This window comes from Geodermatophilus sp. SYSU D01180 (genome assembly GCF_054050415.1).
The window spans coordinates 104,732-130,450 of the sequence record NZ_JBJGZH010000007.1; the positions used below are offsets into that span (position 1 = coordinate 104,732).

Genomic DNA, 25,719 nt, shown 5'->3' on the forward strand with positions numbered 1-25,719 from the left:
ACCGGCTGGCAGGTGGCAGGGTATCGGCATGTCCCCCGTCGAGTTCGACCTGCGCGGTCTCGCGCCCGGACGGGCGCCCGAGCGGGCCGTCCTCGCCGAGGCCCCGGACGCGGACTCCCTGCTGGTGCGCGGGCCCGTGCCGGCGCTCGCGGGCGTGCTGGCCGCGCTGCACGCCGCCGGCCGGACGGCGGCGGTCCCGGTCTCCTGGGACCCCGCCGACGACAGCGCCTCCCGGGGGCTGGCCCGGGACCTCGGCATCGGCAGCGGCGGCGAGCGCGAGCTGTCGCTGGTCCGCGACGACCACGGCGGGGTGCTGCTGCAGCACGGCCGCTACGAGGCCGCCGAGAGGGGCCGCCTGCCGCTGGCGGCGCGGCTGGGCGTGCAGGCCCACCACGACGACGCCCGGGTGGCCGACGGGATGGTCGCGCGGATCGACGTGCGGCCGGACTGGACCGCCGTCGACACCATCCGCGTGGTCGTCTCCCCGCAGCTGATGCGCCCGCCGCGGCGCAGCTCCGGCCGCGCGCTGCAGCTGGCCAGCGACCCGGCCCAGGTGACCCGCGACGGCGTCCCCTACCCCCGGCCGGTCTCCCGCTGGACCTGGTACGCCGACGACCGGGTGCGCTGGCGGCTGCGCCCGTAGCCGCGCCCCCGTGCCGCCGTCGTGGACACTGGAGGGACTCCCGACCGAGGAGGCCCTCCTGCGACCGTTCCCCCCGGTGGCCCGGTGACCGTCGACCGCCTGCCCGCGTTCCGCGTCGCCCCGCCGCGCCGGCGGCTGCTCGACCGGGCCCTCGCCCGGCCCGGCCTGATCGCGGTCCTCGGGCTGGCGATCGTGCTCCTCCTGTTCGGGCTCCGGACGCCCGACCTGCTCACCCCGGCCGGGCTGGGCGGGGTCCTCGACGCCGCGGCGCTGCTCGGCATCGGCGGCGTGGCGGTGGGCCTGCTCCTGGTCGGCGGCCACTTCGACCTGTCGATCGGCACCGTCACCCTCGGCAGCGCCGTCCTCACCGCGCTGCTCGCCGGCCCCGCCGGGTGGGGGATCTGGCCCGCGCTGGCGACGTCGCTGGCCGCGGCCCTCGCCGTCGGGCTGGTCAACGGCTGGCTGGTGGTGCGCACCGGGCTGCCGAGCTTCCTGGTCACCCTGGCCACCGCGCTGGTGCTGCAGGGCACCACCCTGTCCGCCGTGCCGCTGGTCGTGGGCGCGCCGCGGATCAGCGGCCTGGACGAGGCGCCGGGCTGGTCCTCGGCGTCCGCGGTGTTCGGCGCCACCGCCGAGGTGGGCGGCGGCACCTTCCCGGTGTCGCTGCTGTGGTGGCTGGCCGCCACCGCCGGCGCCGGCTGGCTGCTGTGGCGGACCCGGTTCGGCAACGAGGTGCTGGCGATGGGCGGCTCCCGCCGGGCGGCCCGCGAGCTGGGCGTGCCGGTCCGCCGGACGACGCTGGTGCTCTACGCGCTCACCGCGACGGCGGGCTGGCTGCTCGGGACCCTGGCGCTGGTGCCGGCCACGAGCGTCGGCGCGACCCCGGCCCTGGTGAGCGCCATCGACTACGTGGTGGTCGCGGTGATCGGCGGTTGCCTGCTCACCGGCGGGCAGGGGTCGATGGCCGGCGCCGCGGTCGGCGCGCTGCTCTACGCCGCCGCCCGCGAGGGCGTGGAGCTCGCCGGGTGGGACCCGCGCTGGTCGCAGGCGCTGCTCGGCGTCGTGCTGCTGGTCGCGCTGCTGGTGGGAGGGGTGGTGCGCGGCCGGCTGCGGGCCGCGCCGCGCTCGTGACCGCCGCGCCCCCGGTGCTGGAGCTGCGCGGGCTGACCGTCCGCCACGGCGGCGTGCCGGCGCTGGACCGGGTCGCGGTCGCGCTGGAGGGCGGCCGCATCACCTGCGTGCTCGGCGAGAACGGCGCGGGCAAGTCGACGCTGGTGTCGGTGCTGTCGGGGCTGCGCCGGCACGACGAGGGCGAGCTGCTCCTCGACGGCGTCCCGGTGCACTTCGGCAGTCCCCGGGCGGCCCGGGCGGCGGGGATCGCCACGGTCTGGCAGGACCTCGCCGTCGCGCCGCTGCTGCCGGTGTGGCGCAACCTGTGCCTGGGCGCCGAGCCGACCCGCCGGCCGTGGCCGCTGCGCCGCCTCGACGTCGACGCCGCCCGGGAGACCACCGTGCGCGCCCTGGAGCGGATCGGGGTGACCGGGATCGACCCCGACCAGCCGGTGAACACGCTGCTGCCCGGGTCGCGGCAGAGCCTGGCGATCGCCCGGGCGGTGCACTACGGCTCGCGGGCGCTGGTGATCGACGAGCCGACCGAGCCGATGACCATCGCCCAGCACACCCTGGTCGGGCAGGCGGTGCTCGGCGCGCGGGCGCAGGGGCTCGCCGTCGTCGTCGTGACCCACAACCCGCGCTACGCGCACCTGGTGGGCGACCGCTTCCTGCTGCTGGCGCGCGGGCAGGTGGCCGGCGACCTCACCCGCGCCGACGTCGACGCCGACGACCTGACCCGGCTCATGGCCGGCGGCGAGGAGCTCACCGCGCTGACCACCCGCCTGCAGGAGCTGCACCCCGAGCTCGGCGACCGCTAGGCCGCCGAGCCCGGGGTCTGGTCAGGTGAAGATGCTGACGCCGCCGGGGCCCACGAGCAGGCCCACGACGATCAGCACGATGCCCCAGAGCAGCTGCTTGCGCAGGATCGCGAAGATCCCGGCCACCACCAGGACGACGGCGAGGATCCAGAGGAGCGTTGCCACGGACACCTCCTGTGACGGGCGCCCCGGCGGGGCGCGCTGGTCACGGAGTGTGCTCCCGGTGAGGCCGCCCCGCCCGGTGAACGCAGCGGTGCGGGGGCGGCCTCACCCGTCACGGTGACCGTGGGTGAGCCGGGCCGGGTCCCGGGGAAGGAGTCCGGGTCAGGGCGCCAGCGAGGGGTCGCAGTCGCGCAGCAGCTGGGTGCAGCGCTCCTGCTCGTCGGTCTCGCCGATCGCCTCGGCGGCCCGGGCGAGCACGGTGACGCAGCGCAGGAAGCCCCGGTTGGGCTCGTGCGACCACGGCACCGGGCCGTGGCCCCGCCAGCCGTTCTTCCGCAGCGCGTCCAGGCCGCGGTGGTAGCCGGTGCGGGCATAGGCGTAGGCCTCGATGGTGCGACCGTCCTCGATCGCGGCCTCGGCCAGCGCCGCCCAGGCCGCGCTGGCCCGCGGGTGGCCGGCGGCGACCTCGGCGGGGTCGGTGCCGGCCGCCAGCGCGGCCTCGGCCTCGGGGTCGCCGGGCAGCAGCGTGGCCGGCGGCTCGCCGAGCAGGTTCTGGTGCGCGTGGGTCACGGCTCAGGCGCCCTGCGACTGGCCGGCCGACAGCAGGTCCTCGCACGCGGTGACGACGCGGGCGGCCATGCCGGTCTCGGCGGCCTTGAGGTAGCTGCGCGGGTCGTAGGTCTTCTTGTTGCCGACCTCGCCGTCGATCTTCAGCACGCCGTCGTAGTTGCTGAACATGTGCCCGGCGATCGGCCGGGTGAAGGCGTACTGGGTGTCGGTGTCGACGTTCATCTTCACGACGCCGTAGGACAGCGCCTCGCGGATCTCCGACTGCAGCGAGCCCGAGCCGCCGTGGAAGACGAAGTTGAACGGCTTGCCGCCGTCCCCGAGGCCGAACTCCTGCGACACGACGTCCTGGCCCTGCTTGAGGACCTCCGGGCGCAGCTTGACGTTGCCCGGCTTGTAGACGCCGTGGACGTTGCCGAAGGTCGCCGCCAGCAGGTAGACGCCGCGCTCACCGAGGCCGAGCGCCTTGGCGGTGGCCACGAAGTCGCCGGGGGCGGTGTAGAGCTTCTCGTTGATCTCGTGGGCGACGCCGTCCTCCTCGCCGCCGACGACGCCGATCTCCAGCTCGAGCACGATCTTGGCCGCCGCGGTCTTCTCGAGCAGCTCCTCGGCGATCTGGAGGTTCTCCTCCAGGTCGATCGCCGAGCCGTCCCACATGTGCGACTGGAACAGCGGCGCCTGGCCGGCGTCGACCCGGTCCTTCGACAGCGCGATCAGCGGCCGGACGTAGGAGTCCAGCTTGTCCTTGGGGCAGTGGTCGGTGTGCAGGGCGACGTTGACCGGGTACTTCTCGGCGACGACGTGCGCGAACTCGGCCAGCGCGACGGCGCCGGTGACCATGTCCTTGACCCTGGTGCCGGAGCCGAACTCCGCGCCGCCGGTGGAGAACTGGATGATGCCGTCGCTGCCGGCGTCGGCGAACCCGCGCAGGGCCGCGTTGATCGTCTCCGACGAGGTGCAGTTGATGGCCGGGTAGGCGAAGCCGCCCTCCTTCGCCCGGCTGATCATGTCGGCGTAGACCTCGGGGGTCGCGATGGGCATCGGGGCACTCCTGTCGATCGACGCTGGTCGGCGGTCAGTATCTCCCGGGCGCGGAACCCCCGACAGGCCCCCGTCTCAACCCCGGCGGCGCAGCACCTTGCCGGGGTTGAGCAGGCCGGCCGGGTCCAGGGCGTCCTTGATCCGGCGGTGCACGTCCAGCGACACCTCGCCGATCTCGCGCTCGAGCCAGTCGACCTTGATCGAGCCGATGCCGTGCTCGCCGGTGACCGTGCCGCCCAGCGCCAGGCCCAGCTCCAGGACGTCGTCGAAGGCGGCGAACGCCCGCGCCCGCTGGTCGGGGTCGGTGGGGTCGAAGCAGACCGTCGGGTGCATGTTGCCGTCGCCGGCGTGCCCGACGACGCCGATGGTCAGCCCCCGCCGCACGGCGATGCCGTCGCAGCCGTCGAGGAACTCGGCGATCCGCGAGCGGGGCACGGCGACGTCGTCGATGAGCGTGCTGCCCAGCTGCTCGAGCGCGGGCAGCGCCATCCGGCGGGCGGCGAGCAGCAGGTCGCCCTCGGCGGGGTCGGCGGTGGTGTGCACGAGGTCCGCGCCGGCCTCGCGGCACAGCCGGGCCAGCGCCTCGACCTCGCGGACGGCGGCCTCTCCCCCGGCGTCGGACTGCGCGACGAGCAGGGCGTGCGCGCTCCGGTCGAGGTCGGCGTGCAGCAGGTCGTCGACGGCGCAGATGCAGGTGTTGTCCATGACCTCCAGCAGGCTGGGCACCAGCCCGGAGGTGACCACCCGCTCGACGACCTGCCCGGTCTGCGCGGTGGTGGCGAAGGTGGCCACCAGTGTCACCGGCTGCTGCGGCGCCGGGCGCAGCGCGAGCGTCGCCTCGGTGATGACGCCGAGGGTGCCCTCCGAGCCCACGAACAGCCGGGCGAGGTCGTAGCCGGCGACGCCCTTGACCGTGCGGCGCCCGGTGCGCAGCACCCGCCCGTCGGCGAGGACCACCTCGAGGCCGAGCACGTAGTCGGTGGTGACGCCGTACTTCACGCAGCACAGGCCGCCGGAGTTCTGCGAGAGGTTGCCGCCGATCGTGCACCAGTCGTAGCTGGAGGGGTCCGGCGGGTAGAACAGCCCGGAACCGGCCACGGCGTCGCGCAGCTGCTTGTTGACGACGCCGGGCTGGACGACGGCGAGCCGGTCGGCGGCGCTGACCTCCAGGACGGCGTCCATGCGGGTCATGACCATGGTGATCGCGCCGTCGACGGCGTTGCTCGCGCCGGCCAGCCCCGAGCCGGCGCCGCGCGGGACGACCGGGACGCCGTGTCGCGAGGCGACCCGCATGACCGCGGCGACGTCGCCGGTGCACCGGGGGAGGACGACCGCGGCGGGCGTGCCGGCCTCGGCGAGCATCGCCTGGTCGCGGGCGTAGGCGGCGGTGACGTCGGGGTCGGTGAGGACGCCGTCACGGCCGAGCGCGGCGGCCAGCTCGTCGACCCACGCGGTGGCGAGTGTGGTCACCGCCACACCGTACGGCCAGATCCCGCGCTCATCCGCGGAACCGCACGGCTACTGCAGACCGAGGTCGGACAGCTCGAACGCGGCGCGGTACTCCAGGCCGGCGGCCTCGACGGCGGCCCGCCCGCCGCGGTCGACGACCACCGCGACGGCGATGACCTCGGCTCCGGCCTCCTGCAGCGCCTCGACGGCGGTCAGCGGGCTGCTGCCGGTGGTGGAGACGTCCTCGACGACGAGCACCGCCCGCCCGGCGACGTCGGGCCCCTCGATCCGCCGCTGCAGCCCGTGCGCCTTGCCGGCCTTGCGGACCACGCACGCGTCGAGGAAGCCCTCGCCGCCGGCTGCCGCGTGCAGCATCGCCGTGGCGACCGGGTCCGCGCCGAGGGTCAGCCCGCCGACGACGTCGTAGCGCAGGTCGCGGGTGAGCTGGCGCATCACCCGGCCCACCAGCGGCGCGCCCTCGTGGTGGAGGGTCAGCCGGCGCATGTCGATGTACCAGTCGGCCTCGCGCCCGGAGGACAGCGTGACCCGCCCGTGGACGACGGCGAGCTCGACGACCAGCTCGAGCAGGCGGTCGCGGTCGGGCTGGGCAGCGGGCGCCGTCATGGGATGGACCCTACGCACGGCACCGGCCCGGCTCCCGCGAGGGAACCGGGCTGGTGACCGGTCGTCAGGTCGGCCCCGCTGCAGAGGCCCGCGCCGAGCCTGCGAGGCGTGGGGGGGCAGCGGGGTCCTTCGTCAGCCGGCGGCGGGCGCCAGGACCTGGTCGACGATGTAGACGGTGGCGTTGGCGGTCTGCACGTCGCCGCAGATCACCGAGGCCGGGGTGCCGGTGACGGTCTGGGCGACGGTGAAGCTCTCGCCCGAGCCCTCGATGGTGACCTCGTCGCCGGCCACGGTGGTGTGCGTGCCGGCCAGCTGGTCCGGCGAGAGCCGGCCCGGGATGACGTGGTGGGTCAGGACCTGGGTCAGCATCGCCTGGTCGGCGAGCACGGCCTGCAGCTGGTCGGCCGGGATCGCCTCGAACGCCGGGTTGGCCGGCGCGATGACGGTGATGTCGTCGGTGGTGTTCAGCGTGTCCACCAGGTTGGCCTGGGTGACCGCCTGCACCAGCGTCGACAGGACCGGGTTGTTGCTGGCCGCGGTGGCCACCGGGTCGTCGGTCATGCCGGCGAAGCTGCCCTCGCCGTCGGCCGGGACCGAGGAGCAGGCGGCGCCGAAGGGCTCGTCGGAGGCCGGCTCGGCCATCGGGCTGCTGCTCTCCGTCGAGTCCGGGCTCTCCGAGGCCGACGCCGGGCTGCTGTCGGAGGGCGAGCTGTCGGAGGCCGCGCTGGTGTCCTCCGAGCCGCAGGCGCTCAGGGTGACCGCGAGGGTCGAGGCGGAGGCCAGCAGGAGGCCGCGGGTCAGGGTGCTCTTCACGGTGTGTGCTCCTCGGTCGTCGGTCCATGGTCCTCCCGGCCCGTTCGAGGGGTCGGGAGAGGCGTCTGCGGCCGGGTGGCCGAGACGGGCTCTGGGGGTGTGCCGGGTGCCGCCCCGCGGGGCGGGGACCGCTAGGTCGCGATCACCCGGATCGAGTGGAGGCCGCTGGCCCCGTTGGGGAACGGCCGCTCGCGGTCCGCGGTCTGCACCTCGCCGTCGGCCGTGGTGGCCCGGACGGTGAGCTGGTAGGAGCCGGGGGCGAAGTCGAAGGGCAGCTGCCACTGCCGCCACACGTCGGCGTCGACCGCGGGGGCGAGCTCGGCCTCCAGCCAGTCGCCGTCGTCGACCCGGACCTCGACGCGGGAGATGCCGCGGGTCTGCGCCCAGGCGACGCCGGCGATCGGGCGCCGGCCGGCGGGGAACTGGCGCAGCGGGGCCGGGGTGTCGATCCGGGAGGCCACCTTGACCGGGCCCTGGGCGGCCCAGTCGCGCTCGACCCAGTAGGCGTCGAAGGCGTCGTAGGTGGTGGCCTCGATCGAGGTCATCCACTTGCAGGCCGAGACGTAGCCGTACAGCCCGGGGATGAGCATGCGGACCGGGAAGCCGTGCTCGACCGGAAGCGGCTCGCCGTTCATCCCGAAGGCGATCATCGCGTCCTCGACCTGCAGCGCCGAGCGGGTGGGCGCGCCGATCGTCATGCCGTCGGCCGAGCGGCAGACCAGCTGGTCGGAGCGGTCGGAGACGCCGTTCTCGCGGAGGAAGGCGCCGAGCGGGATGCCGGTCCAGCGCGCGGTGCCGGCCAGGCCGCCGCCGACCTCGTTGGAGACGCAGGTGAGCGTGACGTCGCGCTCGACGACGTCGTCGCGGTCGAGCAGGTCGGCCAGCGTGTACGTGCGCGGGGAGTCGAACATCCCGGTCAGCTCGAGCCGGTAGTCGGCCGGGCGGATCTGCGGGACGGTGATCGCGGTGTCCACCCGGTAGAAGTCGCGGCTGGGCGTGAACAGCGGTGTCAGCCCCTCGACCCGCTCGGCGAGGTCGGCGCCCGGGGGCAGCGCGGCGGCCGGGGACGACGGCGTCGGCAGGGTGAGGTCGCCGCGGGCGCCGCTGACGTCGAACCGGCGCTGCAGCAGCCGCCCGCCGCCGCCGGTGAGCGCGGCCGCGCCCAGGGCGACGCCGCCGGTGAGGACGAAGCGGCGACGGTCCAGGCCGGCGCCGTCGCTCCTGGCCGCGGGGCGCTGCGCGGCGACCGGCGCGGTCAGCGGGGCCACCAGCAGGAGGAGGGCGACGACACCGGCCCCCGCGCCGACGACGGAGGGCAGCGCGTCGAGCGGGCCGCCCGCGGGCCGGGTGGCCGCGGCGAGGGCGCCGATGGCGCCGAACAGCGCGATCCCGGCCACGCCGGCCCGCCGGGAGCGCAGCGACACCAGCCCGACGAGCACCGCGTACAGCGCGACGACGACCAGCGTGCCGACGACCAGGGCGACCTTGTCGTCCTCGCCGAACGTCGCGACGGCGAACTGCTTGACCGGCTCGGGGACCAGGGTGATGACCGTGTCGCCGACCGCCACGACCGGCGAGGACGCCGGCCCCACGAACGCGGCGACCAGCTCGGCCACGCCCAGCGCGACCGCGGCGGCCAGCAGTCCGGCGAGCGCGGCGACCAGCCGGCGCGGGCCGCGGCCGGCGGGGCGGTCGGCCCCGTCCGGTCCGGTGGCCGGCGCGGGGGCCTGCTCGGTGGTGGTCACGTCCGGCGTTCGGTCCGGCCGGACGGGCGGTTCACCACCGGAGGTAACGGAATGGCAACGGCATCAGATCGCGCGCGACGGATCAGCGTCCCTGCGCCCGACGCCAGCCCCGGTAGCGGTACCAGGCGCTCGCCGGCTTCTGCGCCAGCGCCACGATGCCGACGACGATGAGCAGCGTCTGGACCAGGTTCAGCACGGTGGTCAGCCCGCCGAAGGACGGCCCGGCCAGCGACACCAGCCCCCCGACGACCGCCAGGCCGCCGAACACCCAGAGCACGACCCGCGCCCAGTTGCGGCCGGTCCAGGCGAACCAGAGGAACAGCGCCTGCAGGCCGAGCAGGACGAGGCTGAAGACGATGCCGACGGTGACCACCGTGGCGCCGGCGACGACGGAGACGCCCTCGTACTCGGCCGGGTCCAGCCCGGCGTCGACCAGCGCGCGGTCGACGATCTCGTCGAACTGCGCGAACGTGACGATCGCGCCGAGCAGGCCGAGGACCAGGCTCGCGACGTAGGCGCCGACGCCGAGCCGGACCGCCGCGGGACGCTCGAGCGGGGCGGGCGCGCCGAAGCCGTCGGGCGCCGCGGGCGCGGACGCGTACCCGCCGTAGGGGCCCTGACCGTACGGACCCTGGCCGTACGCACCCTGGCCGTACGCACCCCGGCCGTGGGGGTCCTGCCCCGGCTGGTCCCAGCCCTGCGGGCCCTGTCCTGCGGTCATGTCCGTCCTCTCCCGTGGCGATCGCCCGGGGCATGATGATCGACCGGCCGCCGTCCGGCCACCCCCGGGCGCGCCGGTCGCCCGGCCGGGAGTTCAGCGGGCGGACGTCCGCCGGCGCTCCCCCTCGGCCCGGTACCACTCGGAGGCCGGCCGCAGGGCGAGCGCGACGAGCCCGACCGCGCTGATCAGCGTGATGAACACCGACAGCGACCCGAGGAAGCCCGAGCCGGTCGCCCCCGGACCGGTGAGACCGGACAGCCCGCCGAGGACGTTGACCGCACCGAGGACCTGGAGCACCACCCGTGCCCAGTTGCGCCCGGTCCAGGCGAACCGGATGACCAGCGCCTCCAGGCCGACCAGCACCGCCCCGAAGCCCGCGCCGACCCAGAACGCGGCCCGCGCCGTCGACTCGGGGACCCCGGCCCCCGACGCGGCCTGCACCTGCGCGACGACCCCGTCGACGTCGGACAGCGTGACCACCGAGGACACCAGGCCGAGGATCAGCGCGGCCATGAACGCGCCGATCCCCATCCGCACCGCCACCGGCCGCTCGGCCGGCGGCGGGGGCTCGGCGCCGGGGGCCGACGGCGCGTTCCCGTAGCCCGGGAGTCGTCCTCCCCGTTCCTCGGTCACGTGGTCCCTCCCTCTCCTCGATCCCTGCTGCCATCGTGCCCGTGCGGCGTGCGGCGCCTCCCCGGGGACACGACGGGCCCGCCGCCCCGAGGGGACGGCGGGCCCTGGCGGGGTGCTGGAACGGCCCTCCTGCAGGGGCCCGGCGGCCCGATGGAACGGCCTCCCTGCAGGGGCCCGCCCCGCGCGCCAGCGAGGGGTGGGGGGCAGGGAGGTCCTTCCAGGGTCCTCCGGTCAGCCGCGGCGGACGGTCAGGCCCTCCTCGGCGAGGTCGTCCGGCGCGTCGACGACGACCTCGTCGCCGTCGCGGATCTCCCCGGCCAGCAGCGCGCGGGCCAGCGGGTCGCCGATCGCGGACTGCACCAGCCGGCGCAGCGGGCGGGCGCCGTAGACCGGGTCGAAGCCGTTGAGCGCCAGCCACTCGCGGGCGGCATCGGTGACGGTCAGCGTCAGCCGGCGGGCGGCCAGCCGGCGGGCGAGCACGCCGACCTGGATCTCGACGATCCCGGCCAGCTCCTCGCTGCCCAGCGCCCGGAACACCACGACGTCGTCGAGGCGGTTGAGGAACTCCGGCTTGAAGTGCGACCGGACGACGTCCATGACCGCGGACCGCCGCGCCTCCTCCGGCAGCGACTGGTCGGCGATCATCTGCGAGCCGAGGTTCGACGTCAGGATCAGGATGGTGTTGCGGAAGTCCACCGTCCGCCCCTGGCCGTCGGTGAGCCGGCCGTCGTCGAGGACCTGCAGCAGCACGTCGAACACGTCGGGGTGGGCCTTCTCCACCTCGTCGAGCAGCACGACGGTGTAGGGCCGCCGCCGGACCGCCTCGGTGAGCTGGCCGCCGGCCTCGTAGCCGACGTAGCCCGGAGGGGCACCGACCAGCCGGGCCACCGAGTGCTTCTCGGAGTACTCGCTCATGTCGATGCGGACCATCGCCCGCTCGTCGTCGAACAGGAACTCCGCCAGCGCCTTGGCCAGCTCGGTCTTGCCGACGCCGGTGGGGCCGAGGAAGAGGAACGAGCCGGTGGGCCGGTCGGGGTCGGCGATGCCCGACCGCGCCCGGCGGACCGCGTCGGACACCGCGCGGACGGCGTCGGGCTGGCCGACGACCCGCTTGCCGAGCTCGTCCTCCATCCGCAGGAGCTTCGCCGTCTCGCCCTCGAGCAGCCGGCCGGCGGGGATGCCGGTCCACGCCTGGACGACCTCGGCGATGTCGTCGGGGCCGACCTCCTCCTTGAGCATCGACGCCTGGGCGGCGACCTCGTCCTCGGCCGCGGCGAGCGCCTTCTCCACCTGCGGCATCCGGCCGTAGCGGAGCTCGGCGACGCGCGCGAGGTCGCCGTCGCGCTCGGCGCGCTCGGACTCCGTGCGCAGCCGCTCCAGCTCCTCCTTGTGCTGCTGGATGCGGACGATCGCGCTCTTGTCCTGCTGCCAGCGCGCGGTCAGCTCGGCGAGCTCCTGGCGCCGGTCGGCCAGGTCGGCGCGCAGCGCGGCCAGCCGGTCGAGGGACGACGGGTCGTCCTCCTTGGCCAGCGCCATCTCCTCGATCTCCATGCGGCGCACGGCGCGCTCGACCTCGTCGACCTCGACGGGGCGGCTGTCGATCTCCATGCGCAGCCGGCTGGCGGCCTCGTCGACGAGGTCGATCGCCTTGTCGGGCAGGAATCGGGCCGTGACGTACCGGTCCGACAGCGTGGCGGCGGCGACGATCGCGGCGTCGGTGATCCGGACGCCGTGGTGGACCTCGTAGCGCTCCTTGAGCCCGCGCAGGATGCCGATCGTGTCCTCGACCGAGGGCTCGCCGACGAAGACCTGCTGGAAGCGGCGCTCGAGCGCCGGGTCCTTCTCGATGTGCTCGCGGTACTCGTCGAGGGTGGTCGCGCCGACCATGCGCAGCTCGCCGCGGGCGAGCATCGGCTTGATCATGTTGCCGGCGTCCATGGCCGAGTCGCCGGTGGCCCCGGCGCCGACGATGGTGTGCAGCTCGTCGATGAAGGTGACGACCTGCCCCTCGGACTCGGCGATCTCCTGCAGGACGGCCTTGAGCCGCTCCTCGAACTCGCCGCGGTACTTGGCGCCGGCGACCATGCTCGCCAGGTCCAGCGCCATGAGTCGCTTGCCCTTGAGGCTCTCGGGGACGTCGCCGGCCACGATCCGCTGGGCCAGGCCCTCGACGATCGCCGTCTTGCCGACGCCGGGCTCGCCGATGAGGACCGGGTTGTTCTTGGTGCGGCGGGAGAGCACCTGCACGACGCGGCGGATCTCGGTGTCCCGGCCGATGACCGGGTCGATCTTCCCCTCGCGGGCGCGCTCGGTGAGGTCGACGGCGTACTTCTCCAGCGCCTGGAAGGTGCTCTCGGGGTCGGCCGTGGTGACCTTGCGGTTGCCGCGCACCGTGCGGAAGGCCGCCAGCAGCGCGTCGCTGGTGGCGCCGGCGCTGGTGAGCACGGTGCCGGCCTCGCCCTCGGAGCCGGCCAGGCCGACCAGCAGGTGCTCGGTGGAGACGTACTCGTCGCCCAGCGCGCTGGCCTGCTCGCCGGCGGCGTTGACCACCCGCAGCAGCTCGCGCGACGGCGACGGCGCGGCGACGGTGGCGCCGCGGACGCTGGGCATGCGGCGCAGGGCGGCCTCGGCCTTGGCCCGGACGTCGGCCGGGTCGGCGCCGACCGCGGTCAGCAGCGGGGCGGCGATGCCGTCGGTCTGCTGCAGGAGCGCGACGAGCAGGTGCAGGGGCTCCATCGCGGCCTGCCCCCGGTCGACCGCCAGCCGCTGGGCGGCCGCGAACGCCTCCTGCGAACGGGTGGTCAGCTTGCTCTCCATGGTCGGTGCGGTCGGTCCTCTCCTCGGCGCGCCGGGGCTCCCCGGCGGGGATCGTTGTCGATCAGTCCAACGGACCGGTGGTTGAGTCTGTTCCGCTCAACTTGCGTCATGGTGCAGGACGTCGCCGAGCACGTGCACCGGAGGGGTTGACACCCGACGCAACTGCATGCCACGCGACCAGGTTGTCCCTACACTCTGGTCATGACGACGACGAGCGGGGAGCCGCGCCACCCCGCCCCGAGCGTGGCTCTGGACGACCAGCTGTGCTTCGCGCTGTACGCAGCGTCCCGCGCGATGACCGCCCGGTACCGGCCGATGCTCGAGGAGCTCGGGCTCACCTATCCGCAGTACCTGGTCATGATGCTGCTCTGGGAAGAGGACCACCAGACCGTCGGCCAGCTCGGCGCCCGCCTGGCGCTCGACAGCGGCACCCTGTCCCCGCTGCTCAAGCGGCTCACCGCGGCCGGGCTGGTCACCCGCCACCGCCGCGTGGAGGACGAGCGGTCGGTGGCCATCGCCCTCACCGACGCCGGCCGGGCCCTGCGCGACAAGGCCTTCGCCATCTCGCAGGACATGATCTGCGCGCTCGACCTGGACGTGGAGTCCTTCGCCGACCTCAAGCAGACGCTCAACGTGCTGACCCAGCGGGTCACCGAGGCGCCGCGCGCGGTGTGACCCGCCCGGTGGGTTGCCCGCAACCCACCGGGGTAGGGCCGCGGGGTCCCGCGCGCCGGCGAGACGACGCCGTCGCGCCCTCCGACCGGAAGGCAGCCCGATGCCCACCCGCTCCGCCCGCACCGCCTGGAACGGCACCCTCCAGGAGGGCTCCGGCCAGGTCGAGCTGTCCAGCTCGAAGCTCGGCACCTTCGACGTGAGCTGGCCGAAGCGCACCTCCGAGGAGGCCGGTGGCTCCACCAGCCCCGAGGAGCTCGTCGCCGCGGCGCACTCCGCCTGCTTCTCGATGGCCCTGTCGAACGAGATCGCGAAGGCCGGCGGCACGCCGCAGTCCCTCGAGGTCACGGCCGACGTCACGCTCGGCCTCCAGGACGGCGCCACGATCACCGGGATCACGCTGACCGTGCGCGCCGAGGTCGACGGCCTCGACGCCGACGGCTTCGAGCAGGCCGCGCAGGCGGCGAAGGTCGGCTGCCCGGTCAGCAAGGCGCTCGCCGCCGTCGACATCACGCTGGACGCCCGGCTGGAGTCCTGACCGCAGGACGGACGACGGCCCGCTCCCCGGCCGGGGAGCGGGCCGTCGTCCGTCCTCTCAGCGGGCGGTGCCGACCGCCTGGTCGTCAGCGAGCGCGGGGCGGGACTCGCGGGCCAGCCGCTCCTCGCCGCTCTCGGTGCGCAGGGCCACCTCGCGGATGAGCAGGATGGCCGCGACGGCGACCACCGCGATGACCGCGGAGACGAGGAAGACCCTCCCGGTCGCGTCGCCGTAGGACACCCGGATGAGCTCCTGGATGGCCGGCGGCGCGTCCTCCAGGCTCGCCAGGCCGACGCTGCCCGAGCCGCCGCCCGACGCGGCCGCCTCGGGCGGCAGGCCGGCGGTGATCAGGTCGGTCACCCGGTTGCTGAGCACCGCGCCCAGCACCGAGACGCCGATGGTGCCGCCGAGGCTGCGGAAGAAGGCCACCGCCGACGACGCCGCGCCGAGGTCGCTCGCGGCCACGGTGTTCTGCACCGCGAGGACCAGGTTCTGCATGGTCATGCCGATACCGACGCCGAGGACGAACAGGAAGACGCCGAGCAGCACCATGTCCGTCTCGTGGTCGACGGTCGCCAGCAGGCCGAACCCGGCGACGACGAGCAGCGACCCGGCCACCAGGAACCGCTTCCACCGGCCGTGGCGGGTGATGAGGATGCCCGAGACGGTGGAGGAGACGAGCAGGCCGCCGACCATGGGGATCGTCAGCAGGCCGGCCGCCGTGGGCGAGTAGCCCCGGGAGATCTGCAGGTACTGGCCGAGGAAGACGGTCGACCCGAACATCGCCACGCCGATCGCGACGCTGGCCACGATGGCGAGGGTCGTCGTCCGGTCGCGGAACAGCCGCAGCGGGACGATCGGCTCGGCCGCCCGCAGCTCGGTCACCACGAAGGCGACGATGGCGAGCGCGCTGCCGGCGAGGAACAGCGCCGTCTCGACCGAGGCCCAGGCGAAGCGGTCGCCGGCGAGGGTGACCCAGATGAGCAGCCCGGAGACGCCGGCGGTGAGGAACGCGGCGCCGAGGTAGTCGATGCGGACCCGCCGCCGGGTCACCGGCAGGTGCAGCGTGCGCTGCAGCAGCACCAGCGCCACGGCGGCGAAGGGCACGCCGACGTAGAAGCACCAGCGCCAGCCGAGCCAGCTGGTGTCGACGAGCAGGCCGCCGAGCAGCGGGCCGCCGACCGTGGCCACGGCCATGACCGCGCCGAGCAGGCCGGAGTACCGGCCGCGCTCGCGGGGGCTGATCATCGCGGCCATCGCGATCTGGACCAGCGCCTGCAGGCCGCCGAGGCCCAGGCCCTGCAGCACGCGCCAGCCGATGAGCGTGCCCACCGAATGCGACAGGCCGGCGAGCATCGAGCCGACGATGAAGACCACGATGGACAGCTGGATCAGCAGCTTCTTGCTGAACAGGTCCGCGAGCTTGCCCCAGATCGGCGTGGACGCCGTCGAGGCGAGCAGGGTCGCGGTGACGACCCAGGTGTACTGGCTCTGGCTGCCCCGCAGGTCGGTGATGATCGTGGGCAGGGCGTTGGAGACGACGGTCGAGGACAGGAACGCCACGAACATCGCCAGCAACATCCCCGAGAGGGCCTCGAGGATCTGCCGGTGCGTCATGCGGCCCTGCTGCTCGGCGGGCGCCTCCGCCGCCGCCGGGGCGGCGACGGCGGGCTCGCGGGTGGTGGTCACGGTGCTCCTGGTCGGTGCGGGATCGGGGGTGGACGGCGGCCCGGACGGGCGGGTGGTGGTCACGAGGCGGCCCCGACGGCGTGCGGGGAGCCGGCGGAGGCGGAGCGGACGGCGGACGGCGGCGCGGCGCGGTCGAGGTCGTCGGACAGCCGCTCGAGCAGCTCGGTGAGCCGGCGCGCGTCGTCCTCGTCCCAGTCGGCGAGGGCCCGGGTGGCCCACTCCGCGCGCAGCGCGCGGGTCTGGGCGAGGGCGGCGACGCCGGCGGCGGAGAGCCGGATGAGGGAGGCGCGGCCGTCGTGCGGGTCGGGGCGGCGCTCGACGAGGCCGGCGCGCTCGAGGGTGGCGACCTGGCGGCTGGCGACCGAGACGTCGACGCCGGCCTGCACGGCCAGCGCGCTGCAGCGCTGCTCGCCGTCGCGCTCGAGCGGGACGAGCAGCGCCCAGCCGAAGGAGGGCAGCTCCCCGTAGACGGAGTCCGCGGCCCGGCTGGACACGCGCCGGCCGGCGCGGACGACGCGCGCGACGCCGGCGGTGAGCCGCTCGCGCGTCCGGGAGGTGATGGGCATGGCGTCCTCGTGGACAAGGTGATTGCAGACCGCAACCATACATCAAGTTGGTTGTTGTCTACAACCGCTTACCCGCGCGGTGTGTCCCCCAGCAACGACGACGGCGCCCGGACCGGGGTGGTCCGGGCGCCGTCGTGGATCGTGCGGGGCTCAGGGAGCGGTGGCCGCGGCGTCCCCCGCCTCGCGGGCCTCGCCGAGCCGGTTGAACCGGGCCAGCAGCTCACCGAGCTGGGCGACGTCCTCGGCCGGCCAGCCGGACAGGTCGGCCTCCCAGCGCTCCCGGCGGGCCTCGCGGATGCGGGCGAGCCGGGCCGCGCCCTCGGGCGAGGGGGTGAGCACCTGCGCCCGCCCGTCGGCGGGGTCGGGCTCGCGGTCGACCATGCCGAGCGCGACCAGGGAGGCGACCTGGCGGCTGACGGTGCTCTTGTCCAGGCCGAGCCGGGTGACCAGGTCGCTGGCGCGCAGCGGGCCGGCGTCGGCCAGCAGCGCGAGCAGGCCGTAGGCCGCGCCGTCGAGGTCGGGGTGCAGCTCGCGGGCGAGCCGGGCCGAGATGGCCCGCGACCGGCGCAGCAGCAGGCCGATCTCGCGCTCCAGCCGCACGAAGGACTCGTGCTGCTGCTCCGGGCGCGTGCTGGTCACGTCTCCCTGGACGTCGACGGCGCCGCCGGGGTTCCCGTTCACCGCTGGGCCTCCCTCGGGCGCCAGACGACCAGCGCGGCCGTGCTCTGCCGCCGCACCGGCACGAGGTCGGTGCCGATCAGGTCGCGGCCGTAGCCGCTGCGCATCGCCGTCTCCGCGGCGATCCGCCGGTGCTCGGACTCCTCGAGCTCGGCGACCAGCTCGTGCACCCGCTGCTGCAGCGCCTCGACCTGGGACTCCAGGTCGATGATCCGCTTGATGCCGGCCAGGTTGACGCCGTCCTCCTGGGACAGCCGCTGGACCTCGCGCAGCAGCGCGACGTCGCGCGGGCTGTAGCGCCGGCCGCCGCCCGCCGTGCGGCCCGGGGTGACCAGGCCCAGCCGGTCGTACTGGCGCAGCGTCTGGGCGTGCATGCCGGCCAGCTGCGCGGCCACGGAGATGACGAAGACCGGCGCGTCGTCGGCGACGGCCCGGCCGGCGTCAGTGACGGCCCGGCCGGCGTCGGGGCGGTCGCGGCCCTCGGTCCCCGCGGCGCTCACCGGGCGCTCCCGCGGTCGGCGTTGCGCTGGGTGGCCGCGGTGATCTGCGGGCGCGGGTCGCCCAGTTCGGCGTCGAGGGTCTTCACCGCCCGCTCGGCCTCGGCCGAGAGCCGCTGCGGGACGGCGACCTCCACGGTCACCAGCAGGTCGCCGGTGCGGCCGCGGCCGGGCACGCCCCGCCCCCGGACCCGCAGCGTGCGGCCGCTCGCCGTGCCGGCGGGCACCTTGAGCGTGACGTTGCCGTCCAGGGTCGGCACGGTCAGCGTCGTGCCGAGGACCGCCTCGGGGAAGGTGACCGGCACGGTGAGCGTGACGTCGTCGCCCTTGCGGCCGAACAGCTCGTGCTCGCTGACGTGCACGACCACGAACAGGTCGCCGGCGGGGCCGCCGCGCCGTCCGGGGGCGCCCTTGCCGGCCAGCCGGATCCGCTGCCCGTCCTTGACGCCGGCCGGGATCCGCACGGTGATCGTGCGGGTCTGGGTGGTGACGCCGTCGCCCTGGCAGGTCGGGCACGGGTCGTCGACCACCTGGCCGGTGCCGCGGCAGTTGCGGCACGGCTCGGAGAAGGCGAACGCGCCCTGGCTGCGGCTGGTGACACCGGCGCCGCCGCACACCTCGCAGGTGTGCGGCGCGGTGCCCGGGCGGGCGCCGCTGCCGGCGCAGGTCGGGCAGGTGCCCGGGCTCTGCATCCGCAGCGGCACGGTGACGCCGAGGACGGCCTCCTCGAAGGAGAGGGTGGCCTCGGTCTCGACGTCCTGCCCGCGGGCCGGCCCGGACGCCGCCTGGGAGCGGGCCCGGGCCGAGCCCGGCGCGGCACCGCCGAAGAGGTTGCCGAACAGGTCGCCGAGCCCGCCGCCCCCGCCGCGCGTCCCGGCACCGCCGGCACCGCCGGCACCGCCGAACAGGTCGCCCAGGTCGAACGGCTGGCCGCCGCCCCCGCCGGGGAAGCCCCCGGGGAACCCGGCGCGCGCCCCGGCCCCGCCGGAGCCGAACAGCCGGCGGGCGTCGTCGTACTCGGCCCGCCGCTTGGGGTCGGACAGGACGTCGTAGGCCTCGGAGACGTCCTTGAAGCGCGCCTCGGCCTGCGCGTTGCCCGGGTTCTTGTCCGGGTGCAGGTCGCGGGCGAGCTTGCGGTAGGCCTTCTTGATCTCCGCCGCGTCGGCGCCCTGGGAGACGCCCAGCGCGGCGTAGTAGTCCTTCTCGATGAAGTCCCGGGTGCTCATCGGACGCCTCCTCTCTGCGTCTGGTGGCGACCGGTCAGCCGGCGGCCGGGGTCTCCCCCGGCACGCCGCCGCCGGTCGCCTCCTGCTCGGGGGCGGCCGCGCCACCCGCCGGCTCGGTCACGGACACCATGGCCGTGCGCAGCACGCGCTCGCCCCGGCGGAAACCCTGCCGCAGGACCGTCGTCGCGGTGGGCACGGTGACCTGGTCGGACGTGTCGTGCAGGACGGCCTCGTGCAGCGACGGGTCGAACGGGTCGCCCGCGACGCCGAAGGCCTCCACGCCCAGGCCGTCGAGCAGCCCGAGCACGCGGTCGGCGACCACCTTGAAGGCGCCGGTCAGGTCGCCGTGGTCGCGGGCCCGCTCGATGTCGTCGACGATCGGGAACAGCTGGGCGGCGAACCGCTCGGCCGCCTGGTCGACGACGAGCTGCCGGTCCCGGTCGACCCGCCGCCGGTAGTTGGCGTACTCGGCGGTGACCCGCTGCAGGTCCTCGGTGCGCTCGGTCAGCTGGCGCGACAGGTCGCCGTCCGCGGCGCTGTCGCCGACCGGCGCGGCCGGGGCCTCCGGGGCGGCGGTCTGGTTCTCGGTCATCTGCTCCCCTGGCGATGGGTGGGCCGGTGGCTGTGCCGGAGCCGGGCGGGGCGGGACGCCGGCCGGCTGCTCGCCGGCCGGCGTCCGCACCTCACCGCTGACGGGGTCGATCCGCCGCTTGTCCCGGATCACGACCCGCGGCTGCTCGTCCCCCTGGCTCATCGGCGGTCGGTGTCCTCGTCGACGATCTCGGCGTCGACGACGTCGTCGTCGCCGGACGGGGCCGACGCGCCGAACCCGTCACCGGAGGCACCCGCGGCACCGGCGCCGGCGCCGTCACCGGCACCCGCCTGGGCCTGCTGCGCGTAGAGCGCGCCGCCGACCTCCTGCGAGACGCGGGCGACCTTCTCCTGCGCCGACTTGATCGCGGCGATGTCCGAGCCGCCGAGGGCGGAGCGCAGCTCGGTCAGGGCCTCGCCGAGCTCCTCCTTCTTGTCGGCCGGGATGCGCTCGCCGTTCTCCGCGAGGAACTTCTCGGTCTGGTACTGCAGCGACTCCGCCAGGTTGCGGGTCTCGGCCTCCTCGCGGCGGCGCTTGTCCTCCTCGGCGTGGGCCTCGGCGTCGCGCATCATCCGCTCGATGTCCTCCTTGGGGAGGGCCGAGCCGCCGGTGATGGTCATCGACTGCTCCTTGCCCGTGCCCAGGTCCTTGGCGGACACGTGCACGATGCCGTTGGCGTCGATGTCGAAGGCGACCTCGATCTGCGGGACGCCGCGGGGCGCCGGCGGCAGACCGGTCAGCTCGAACATGCCGAGCTTCTTGTTGTACATCGCCATCTCGCGCTCGCCCTGGAAGACCTGGATCTGCACGGACGGCTGGTTGTCGTCGGCCGTCGTGAAGATCTCGGAGCGCTTGGTCGGGATCGTGGTGTTGCGCTCGATGAGCTTGGTCATGATCCCGCCCTTGGTCTCGATGCCGAGGGACAGCGGGGTGACGTCGAGCAGCAGGACGTCCTTGACCTCGCCCTTGAGGACGCCGGCCTGCAGCGCGGCGCCGATGGCCACGACCTCGTCCGGGTTGACGCCCTTGTTGGGCTCCTTGCCGCCGGTCAGCTCGCGGACCAGGTCGGTGACGGCCGGCATGCGGGTCGAGCCACCCACCAGGACGACGTGGTCGATCTCGCCGACGGAGACGCCGGCGTCGCGGATCGCCTGGTTGAACGGGGCGCGGGCGCGGTCGAGCAGGTCCTGGGTGAGCCGCTGGAACTCGGCCCGGGTGATCGTGACGTCGAGGTGCAGCGGGCCCTCGGCGCCGGCGGTGATGTAGGGCAGGTTGACGTTGGTCGACTGCGCGCCGGACAGCTCGATCTTGGCCTTCTCGGCGGCCTCGCGGAGGCGCTGCATGGCCAGCTTGTCCTTGGACAGGTCGATGCCGTTCTGGGCGTTGAACGTCTGCACCAGGTGCTTGACGACCCGCTCGTCCCAGTCGTCACCGCCGAGGTGGTTGTCACCGGCGGTGGCCTTCACCTCGATGACGCCCTCGCCGATCTCGAGCAGCGAGACGTCGAAGGTGCCGCCACCGAGGTCGAAGACGAGGATCGTCTGCTCGGTCTCGCCCTTGTCCAGGCCGTAGGCCAGCGCGGCCGCGGTCGGCTCGTTCACGATGCGCAGGACGTTGAGGCCCGCGATCTCGCCGGCCTCCTTGGTGGCCTGGCGCTGCGCGTCCTCGAAGTAGGCCGGGACGGTGATGACGGCGTCGGTCACCGTCTCGCCCAGGTACGTCTCGGCGTCCCGCTTGAGCTTCTGCAGGATGCGGGCGCTGATCTCCTGCGGCGTGTACTTCTTGCCGTCGATCTCGCCGGTCTGCCAGTTGGTGCCCATGTGGCGCTTCACCGACCGGATGGTGCGGTCGACGTTGGTGACCGCCTGGTTCTTGGCCGACTGGCCCACCAGGACCTCGCCGTTCTTGGCGAACGCGACGACCGAGGGCGTGGTGCGCGAACCCTCGCTGTTGGCGATGACCGTCGGCTCGCCGCCCTCCAGGACGGTGACGACGGAGTTGGTGGTGCCGAGGTCGATGCCGACCGCTCGTGCCATGGAGCTGGCTCCTCTTCCGTGTGCTCGGGTGGTGCGGGTGTCGTGGGGGTCGGTCGAGGGACCTCCCGCCTTGCGCGGGGTCCGCTCAACTTTCCTGCCCACCCTAACGGCAGACCGCGCGGCGGTGTTCCCGCGGGGGTGGTCGACGTCGCGAGCACCCCGACCGCCCGTCCTCACCGCGTGGTGCCGGACCTCGCACTGCAGGGCGAGGTCGGGCACCGCCGGTGAGGTCGGTGGCGTGGCGTGAGAAGAGCAGGCCGGGACGCGGCGACCGCGGCGTGACCGGCCGGCGTGAGCCCGGTCACTCCCCACCCGGCGGGCGCCCGCCCGGAAACACGCCACCGCCGTGTTCCACCGGGACCGGCGTGTTGCGGAACCGCACGTCAGACGGCTGACAGGTGGGCAGCGAGCACCGTCCAGCCGCCTGGGATCGGGGCGCCGCGCCCCTGGTTACTGCCGAGTAACCTGAGCGCACCCCGGCTATCGTGCTGGGCTGCGCGGGCACCGCCGCCCGCGCGTGATCCGCCCCCGGTTCACGGGACCGGAGACGGCGGCGGGACCCTTCTCGTCGTCCGGTGCGGACGGAGTCAACCGACGCCGCGAGGCGTGGGGAGAGGGAATCATGACGGGCCCCCTGCAGATCGTGCTCGGCACGATCAGCGTGCTGTTCCTCATCGTCTCGGTCGTCCTCGCCTACCGGGCCGTCCGCGCCATGGTGCGGATCATCCGCACCGGCCAGCCGGACTCGACCCGGAACGGGCCGGTCGGCCCGCGGCTGAAGACGCTCGCGGTCGAGTCACTCGGCCACACCCGGATGCTCAAGTGGTCGGCCATCGGCGCCGCCCACTGGTTCGTCTTCGTCGGCTTCTACGGCCTCTTCCTCACGCTGGTGGAGGCCTTCGGCGAGGTCTGGAACCCGGCCTTCCACCTGCCGCTCATCGGCGAGTGGAGCCTGTGGAACCTCTTCGCCGACATCATCGGCACCGGCACGATCGTCGGGATCCTGTACCTGATCTACCGGCGCCAGAAGGACCACCCGCGCCGGCAGGGCCGGACCAGCCGCTTCTCCGGCTCCAACGAGGGCCGTGGCTACTTCGTCGAGGCCGTCGTCCTCACCGTCGGCGTCTGCATCCTGCTGATCCGCGCGCTGAAGATCTCCTCGGACCTCACCGACGCGCCGGCCTGGTCGCACCCGTTCTCGGGCCTGCTGGCCACCGTGCTGCCCGACAGCCCCGACCTGCTCAGCGCCGTCGCCTTCGTGAAGATCGTCGTCTCGCTGACCTGGCTGGTCGTCATCAGCCGGATCCTCAACATGGGCGTCGCCTGGCACCGGTTCAGCGCCTTCTTCAACATCTACTTCAAGCGGAACGACGACGGCTCCGTCGCCCTCGGCCCGCTGCAGCCCATGACCTCGAACGGCAAGCCGATCGACTTCGAGGACCCGGGCGAGGACGACGTCTTCGGTCGCGGCAAGATCGAGGACTTCACCTGGAAGGGGATGCTCGACTTCACCACCTGCACCGAGTGCGGGCGGTGCCAGAGCCAGTGCCCTGCCTGGAACACGGGCAAGCCGCTGTCTCCCAAGATGGTGATCATGGACCTGCGGGACCACCTGTACGCCAAGGCCCCGTACCTGCTCGGTGAGAAGACCGCGAGCGAGACCGCCCCGGACTTCGACGTCCTCAAGCCCAGCGACGAGCAGGTCTGGGCCTCGGGCTACGCCCGCATCGAGGGCACCAACGACGCCCAGGCGCACCGCCCGCTGGTCGGGACCCTCGAGGAGGGCGGGGTCATCGACCCCGACGTCCTGTGGAGCTGCACCAACTGCGGCGCCTGCGTCGAGCAGTGCCCGGTGGACATCGAGCACATCGACCACATCGACGACATGCGCCGCTACCAGGTGCTCATCGAGTCCAACTTCCCGTCCGAGGCCGGCGTGATGCTGCGCAACCTCGAGAACCGCGGCAACCCCTGGGGCGTCAGCCCGAGCACCCGCGAGGACTGGATCAAGGAGGTCGACTTCGAGGTCCGCATGGCCGACGGCCCGCTGCCCTACGACGTCGAGTACCTGTTCTGGGTCGGCTGCGCCGGCGCCATCGACGACCGCGCCAAGAAGGTCACCAAGGCCGTCGCCGAGCTGCTGCACACCGCCGGCGTCGAGTTCGCCGTCCTGGGCTCCGGGGAGACCTGCTCGGGCGACCCGGCCCGCCGCATGGGCAACGAGTTCGTCTTCCAGATGATGGCCCAGGAGAACGTCGAGACCCTCAACGGCGTCTTCGAGGGCCGCGTGCCGGGCACCCGCAAGATCGTCACGACCTGCCCGCACTGCTTCAACTCGCTCGGCCGGGAGTACCCGCAGGTCGGCGGCGAGTACGAGGTCGTCCACCACACGCAGCTGCTCAGCCAGCTGGTGGAGGAGGGCCGGCTCACCCCGGTGACGCCGGTCGACCGCAAGGTCACCTACCACGACCCGTGCTTCCTCGGCCGGCACAACAAGGTCTACACGCCGCCGCGGGAGATCCTCGACAGCGTGCAGGGCCTCTCCACCCAGGAGATGCACCGCTGCAAGGACCGCGGCTTCTGCTGCGGCGCCGGCGGCGCGCGCATGTGGATGGAGGAGAAGATCGGCAAGCGGATCAACGTGGAGCGCACCGAGGAGGCCCTCGGCCTCGACCCGGACGTCATCTCCACCGCGTGCCCGTTCTGCATCACGATGCTGTCGGACGCCCTGACGGCGAAGAAGCAGAACGGCGAGGCCGCCGAGCACGTCGAGGTCCTCGACGTCAGCCAGATCCTGCTGCGCTCGATGGCGCCGGTCGGCGCCCCGGGCACCGAGCACGGCGCCGAGGTCGGCACCGCGGACGACGACGTCGCGGGCACCGGCTCGGCCGCCACGGGCCACGGCCAGGCGTAGCCGCCCGGACGCGCACCACCCCGACGGACGCCGCCGGCGACGGAAGGACCCCCTGCAGGGCCCCACCACTCGCACGCTCGCGGTGGGGCCCTGCAGGGGGCCGTCAGCCGGCGGCGTCCGTCGTCTCGGGGCGCGGGTCCTCCGGTAGAACACCGCGCGTGCTGCTGCACCTGAGGGTCACCGTCCCGCCCGACCGCACCGACGACGTGCGCGACCTGTTCACCCGCTGCCCCGGGACCGCGCACCTGACCGTGCTGCCCGGCGTCTCGGTCGAGCCGGCCGGCGATCTGGTCCTCGCCGACGTCGCCCGCGAGTCCGCCGACGCCCTCGTCGGGAGGCTGCGCGACCTGCACGTCGACCGCGACGGCGGGATCACCATCGAGGCGGTGGACACCGCCGTGTCGGCCAGCGCCGAGCGGGCGGAGGAGGCCGCGCCGGGGGACGGCTCGGACGCGGTCGTCTGGGAGCAGGTGGTGCGGACGACGGCCGCGGACTCGTCGCTGTCGGTCTCCTACCTGTCGTTCCTCACCATCGCCACGCTGCTGGCGGGGATCGGGATCGTGAACGACTCGGCGATCCTGGTGATCGGCGCGATGGTGCTCGGCCCGGAGTTCGCGCCGCTGGCCGGGCTGGCCGTGGCCCTGGTCGCCCGGCGCCGGAGGGTGGCCCGGGCGGCCGTGCGCGCCCTGGTGGTCGGGTTCGCGGTGGCCATCGGGGTGACGACGCTGGCCACCCTCGCCGCCCGCGGGCTGGGCTGGTTCGGCCCCGAGGTGCTCGCCGCGGACCGCCCGCAGACCGGGTTCATCACCGCGCCGGACCGCTGGTCGGTGGTGGTGGCGGTGCTGGCCGGGATCGCCGGGGTACTGTCGCTGACGTCGGCGAAGAGCGGGGCGCTGGTCGGCGTCTTCATCTCCGTGACGACGGTGCCCGCCGCCGCGGACATGGCCGTGTCGCTGGCCCTGGGCGGCGGTGCCGAGTTCGGGCGCGCGGCCCTGCAGCTGGGGATCAACCTCGCCGGCATCCTGCTGGCCGCCGTGGTCACGCTGCTCCTGCAGCGGGTGCTGTGGCGGCGGGTCCCCCAGGTGCTGCCGCGCTTCGAGGCCAGGCCGCACACGGGGCTGCGCACCTGAACGGTTGGCCTGTGCACCCGCCTCCGGGCGGGCCG

At 74.4% G+C, this 25,719-nt stretch carries 24 protein-coding genes; 7 read left to right on the plus strand and 17 right to left on the minus strand.

Translation table 11 applies throughout. The features are described 5' to 3' along the window. Window positions 1–28 precede the first annotated feature (28 nt). The 3 genes from ACI8AA_RS08950 (at window position 29) to ACI8AA_RS08960 (ending at window position 2,574) form a co-directional block, all read left to right on the plus strand. Window positions 29–643: a hypothetical protein gene (locus ACI8AA_RS08950; protein ID WP_457044121.1), complete on the plus strand. Its 615-nt coding sequence runs from the start codon at window positions 29–31 to the stop codon at window positions 641–643. Between the two features lie 84 nt (window positions 644–727). After that, the gene (locus ACI8AA_RS08955; protein ID WP_457044122.1) at window positions 728–1,774 is read left to right on the plus strand and encodes an ABC transporter permease; all 1,047 of its coding nucleotides are present in this window, start codon (window positions 728–730) and stop codon (window positions 1,772–1,774) included. Next, a complete protein-coding gene (locus ACI8AA_RS08960) occupies window positions 1,771–2,574 on the plus strand; it encodes an ATP-binding cassette domain-containing protein (RefSeq protein WP_457044123.1) in 804 nt (267 codons plus the stop codon). Before ACI8AA_RS08955 ends, ACI8AA_RS08960 begins: the two co-directional genes overlap by 4 nt. A 21-nt stretch (window positions 2,575–2,595) precedes the next feature. Here the strand turns inward: ACI8AA_RS08960 and ACI8AA_RS08965 are convergent, their stop codons facing one another. From ACI8AA_RS08965 to clpB, 10 genes are all read right to left on the minus strand, one after another. Continuing rightward, the gene (locus tag ACI8AA_RS08965) at window positions 2,596–2,739 is read right to left on the minus strand and encodes a GPGG-motif small membrane protein (RefSeq protein WP_457044124.1); all 144 of its coding nucleotides are present in this window, start codon (window positions 2,737–2,739) and stop codon (window positions 2,596–2,598) included. 159 nt (window positions 2,740–2,898) lie between these two features. Next, window positions 2,899–3,306 (minus strand): DUF3151 domain-containing protein, encoded by a 408-nt coding sequence (locus ACI8AA_RS08970; protein ID WP_456942407.1) that lies wholly within the window; start codon window positions 3,304–3,306, stop codon window positions 2,899–2,901. Between the two features lie 3 nt (window positions 3,307–3,309). Next, window positions 3,310–4,344, minus strand: a complete 1,035-nt coding sequence (fbaA, locus tag ACI8AA_RS08975; RefSeq protein WP_457044125.1) for a class II fructose-bisphosphate aldolase — start codon at window positions 4,342–4,344, stop codon at window positions 3,310–3,312. A gap of 75 nt (window positions 4,345–4,419) precedes the next feature. Continuing rightward, a complete protein-coding gene (locus ACI8AA_RS08980) occupies window positions 4,420–5,814 on the minus strand; it encodes an FAD-binding oxidoreductase (protein ID WP_457044126.1) in 1,395 nt (464 codons plus the stop codon). A gap of 48 nt (window positions 5,815–5,862) precedes the next feature. Beyond that, window positions 5,863–6,417, minus strand: coding sequence for an orotate phosphoribosyltransferase (gene pyrE, locus ACI8AA_RS08985; RefSeq protein WP_457044127.1), 555 nt, complete (start codon window positions 6,415–6,417; stop codon window positions 5,863–5,865). Window positions 6,418–6,549: 132 nt separating this feature from the next. After that, on the minus strand, window positions 6,550–7,230 hold the full coding sequence (locus ACI8AA_RS08990) for a fasciclin domain-containing protein (protein WP_457044128.1): 681 nt from the start codon (window positions 7,228–7,230) through the stop codon (window positions 6,550–6,552). A 131-nt stretch (window positions 7,231–7,361) separates the two neighbouring features. Beyond that, on the minus strand, window positions 7,362–8,975 hold the full coding sequence (locus ACI8AA_RS08995; protein WP_457044129.1) for a molybdopterin-dependent oxidoreductase: 1,614 nt from the start codon (window positions 8,973–8,975) through the stop codon (window positions 7,362–7,364). A gap of 82 nt (window positions 8,976–9,057) precedes the next feature. Then, a complete protein-coding gene (locus tag ACI8AA_RS09000) occupies window positions 9,058–9,696 on the minus strand; it encodes a hypothetical protein (RefSeq protein ID WP_457044130.1) in 639 nt (212 codons plus the stop codon). 93 nt (window positions 9,697–9,789) lie between these two features. Beyond that, the gene (locus tag ACI8AA_RS09005) at window positions 9,790–10,329 is read right to left on the minus strand and encodes a hypothetical protein (RefSeq protein WP_457044131.1); all 540 of its coding nucleotides are present in this window, start codon (window positions 10,327–10,329) and stop codon (window positions 9,790–9,792) included. 231 nt (window positions 10,330–10,560) lie between these two features. Continuing rightward, entirely contained in the window at window positions 10,561–13,146 is a 2,586-nt protein-coding gene (gene clpB / locus ACI8AA_RS09010; RefSeq protein WP_457044132.1) for an ATP-dependent chaperone ClpB, read from the minus strand. Between the two features lie 201 nt (window positions 13,147–13,347). Here clpB and ACI8AA_RS09015 point away from each other — a divergent pair, with 201 nt between their 5' ends. Together ACI8AA_RS09015 and ACI8AA_RS09020 are read left to right on the plus strand one after the other, a co-directional pair. Beyond that, a complete protein-coding gene (locus ACI8AA_RS09015) occupies window positions 13,348–13,821 on the plus strand; it encodes a MarR family winged helix-turn-helix transcriptional regulator (protein ID WP_457044133.1) in 474 nt (157 codons plus the stop codon). Window positions 13,822–13,921: 100 nt separating this feature from the next. Further along, window positions 13,922–14,356 (plus strand): OsmC family protein, encoded by a 435-nt coding sequence (locus tag ACI8AA_RS09020; RefSeq protein WP_457044134.1) that lies wholly within the window; start codon window positions 13,922–13,924, stop codon window positions 14,354–14,356. Window positions 14,357–14,413: 57 nt separating this feature from the next. Here the strand turns inward: ACI8AA_RS09020 and ACI8AA_RS09025 are convergent, their stop codons facing one another. The 7 genes from ACI8AA_RS09025 to dnaK form a co-directional block, all read right to left on the minus strand. After that, entirely contained in the window at window positions 14,414–16,045 is a 1,632-nt protein-coding gene (locus tag ACI8AA_RS09025) for a DHA2 family efflux MFS transporter permease subunit (protein WP_457044135.1), read from the minus strand. A gap of 59 nt (window positions 16,046–16,104) precedes the next feature. Further along, entirely contained in the window at window positions 16,105–16,611 is a 507-nt protein-coding gene (locus ACI8AA_RS09030) for a MarR family winged helix-turn-helix transcriptional regulator (protein ID WP_457044136.1), read from the minus strand. Window positions 16,612–16,761: 150 nt separating this feature from the next. Further along, entirely contained in the window at window positions 16,762–17,250 is a 489-nt protein-coding gene (locus ACI8AA_RS09035; RefSeq protein WP_457044137.1) for a MarR family winged helix-turn-helix transcriptional regulator, read from the minus strand. 38 nt (window positions 17,251–17,288) lie between these two features. Then, on the minus strand, window positions 17,289–17,789 hold the full coding sequence (locus tag ACI8AA_RS09040) for a heat shock protein transcriptional repressor HspR (RefSeq protein ID WP_457044138.1): 501 nt from the start codon (window positions 17,787–17,789) through the stop codon (window positions 17,289–17,291). Continuing rightward, a complete protein-coding gene (dnaJ, locus tag ACI8AA_RS09045) occupies window positions 17,786–19,012 on the minus strand; it encodes a molecular chaperone DnaJ (protein ID WP_457044139.1) in 1,227 nt (408 codons plus the stop codon). Before dnaJ ends, ACI8AA_RS09040 begins: the two co-directional genes overlap by 4 nt. A 34-nt stretch (window positions 19,013–19,046) precedes the next feature. After that, on the minus strand, window positions 19,047–19,766 hold the full coding sequence (grpE, locus tag ACI8AA_RS09050; protein ID WP_457044140.1) for a nucleotide exchange factor GrpE: 720 nt from the start codon (window positions 19,764–19,766) through the stop codon (window positions 19,047–19,049). After that, the gene (gene dnaK / locus ACI8AA_RS09055) at window positions 19,763–21,640 is read right to left on the minus strand and encodes a molecular chaperone DnaK (RefSeq protein WP_457044141.1); all 1,878 of its coding nucleotides are present in this window, start codon (window positions 21,638–21,640) and stop codon (window positions 19,763–19,765) included. Before dnaK ends, grpE begins: the two co-directional genes overlap by 4 nt. Window positions 21,641–22,262: 622 nt before the next feature. Here dnaK and ACI8AA_RS09060 point away from each other — a divergent pair. Together ACI8AA_RS09060 and ACI8AA_RS09065 are read left to right on the plus strand one after the other, a co-directional pair. Then, window positions 22,263–24,554, plus strand: a complete 2,292-nt coding sequence (locus tag ACI8AA_RS09060) for a heterodisulfide reductase-related iron-sulfur binding cluster (protein WP_457044142.1) — start codon at window positions 22,263–22,265, stop codon at window positions 24,552–24,554. Window positions 24,555–24,712: 158 nt separating this feature from the next. Continuing rightward, window positions 24,713–25,684: a DUF389 domain-containing protein gene (locus ACI8AA_RS09065; RefSeq protein WP_457044143.1), complete on the plus strand. Its 972-nt coding sequence runs from the start codon at window positions 24,713–24,715 to the stop codon at window positions 25,682–25,684. The last annotated feature ends 35 nt before the right edge of the window (window positions 25,685–25,719 follow it).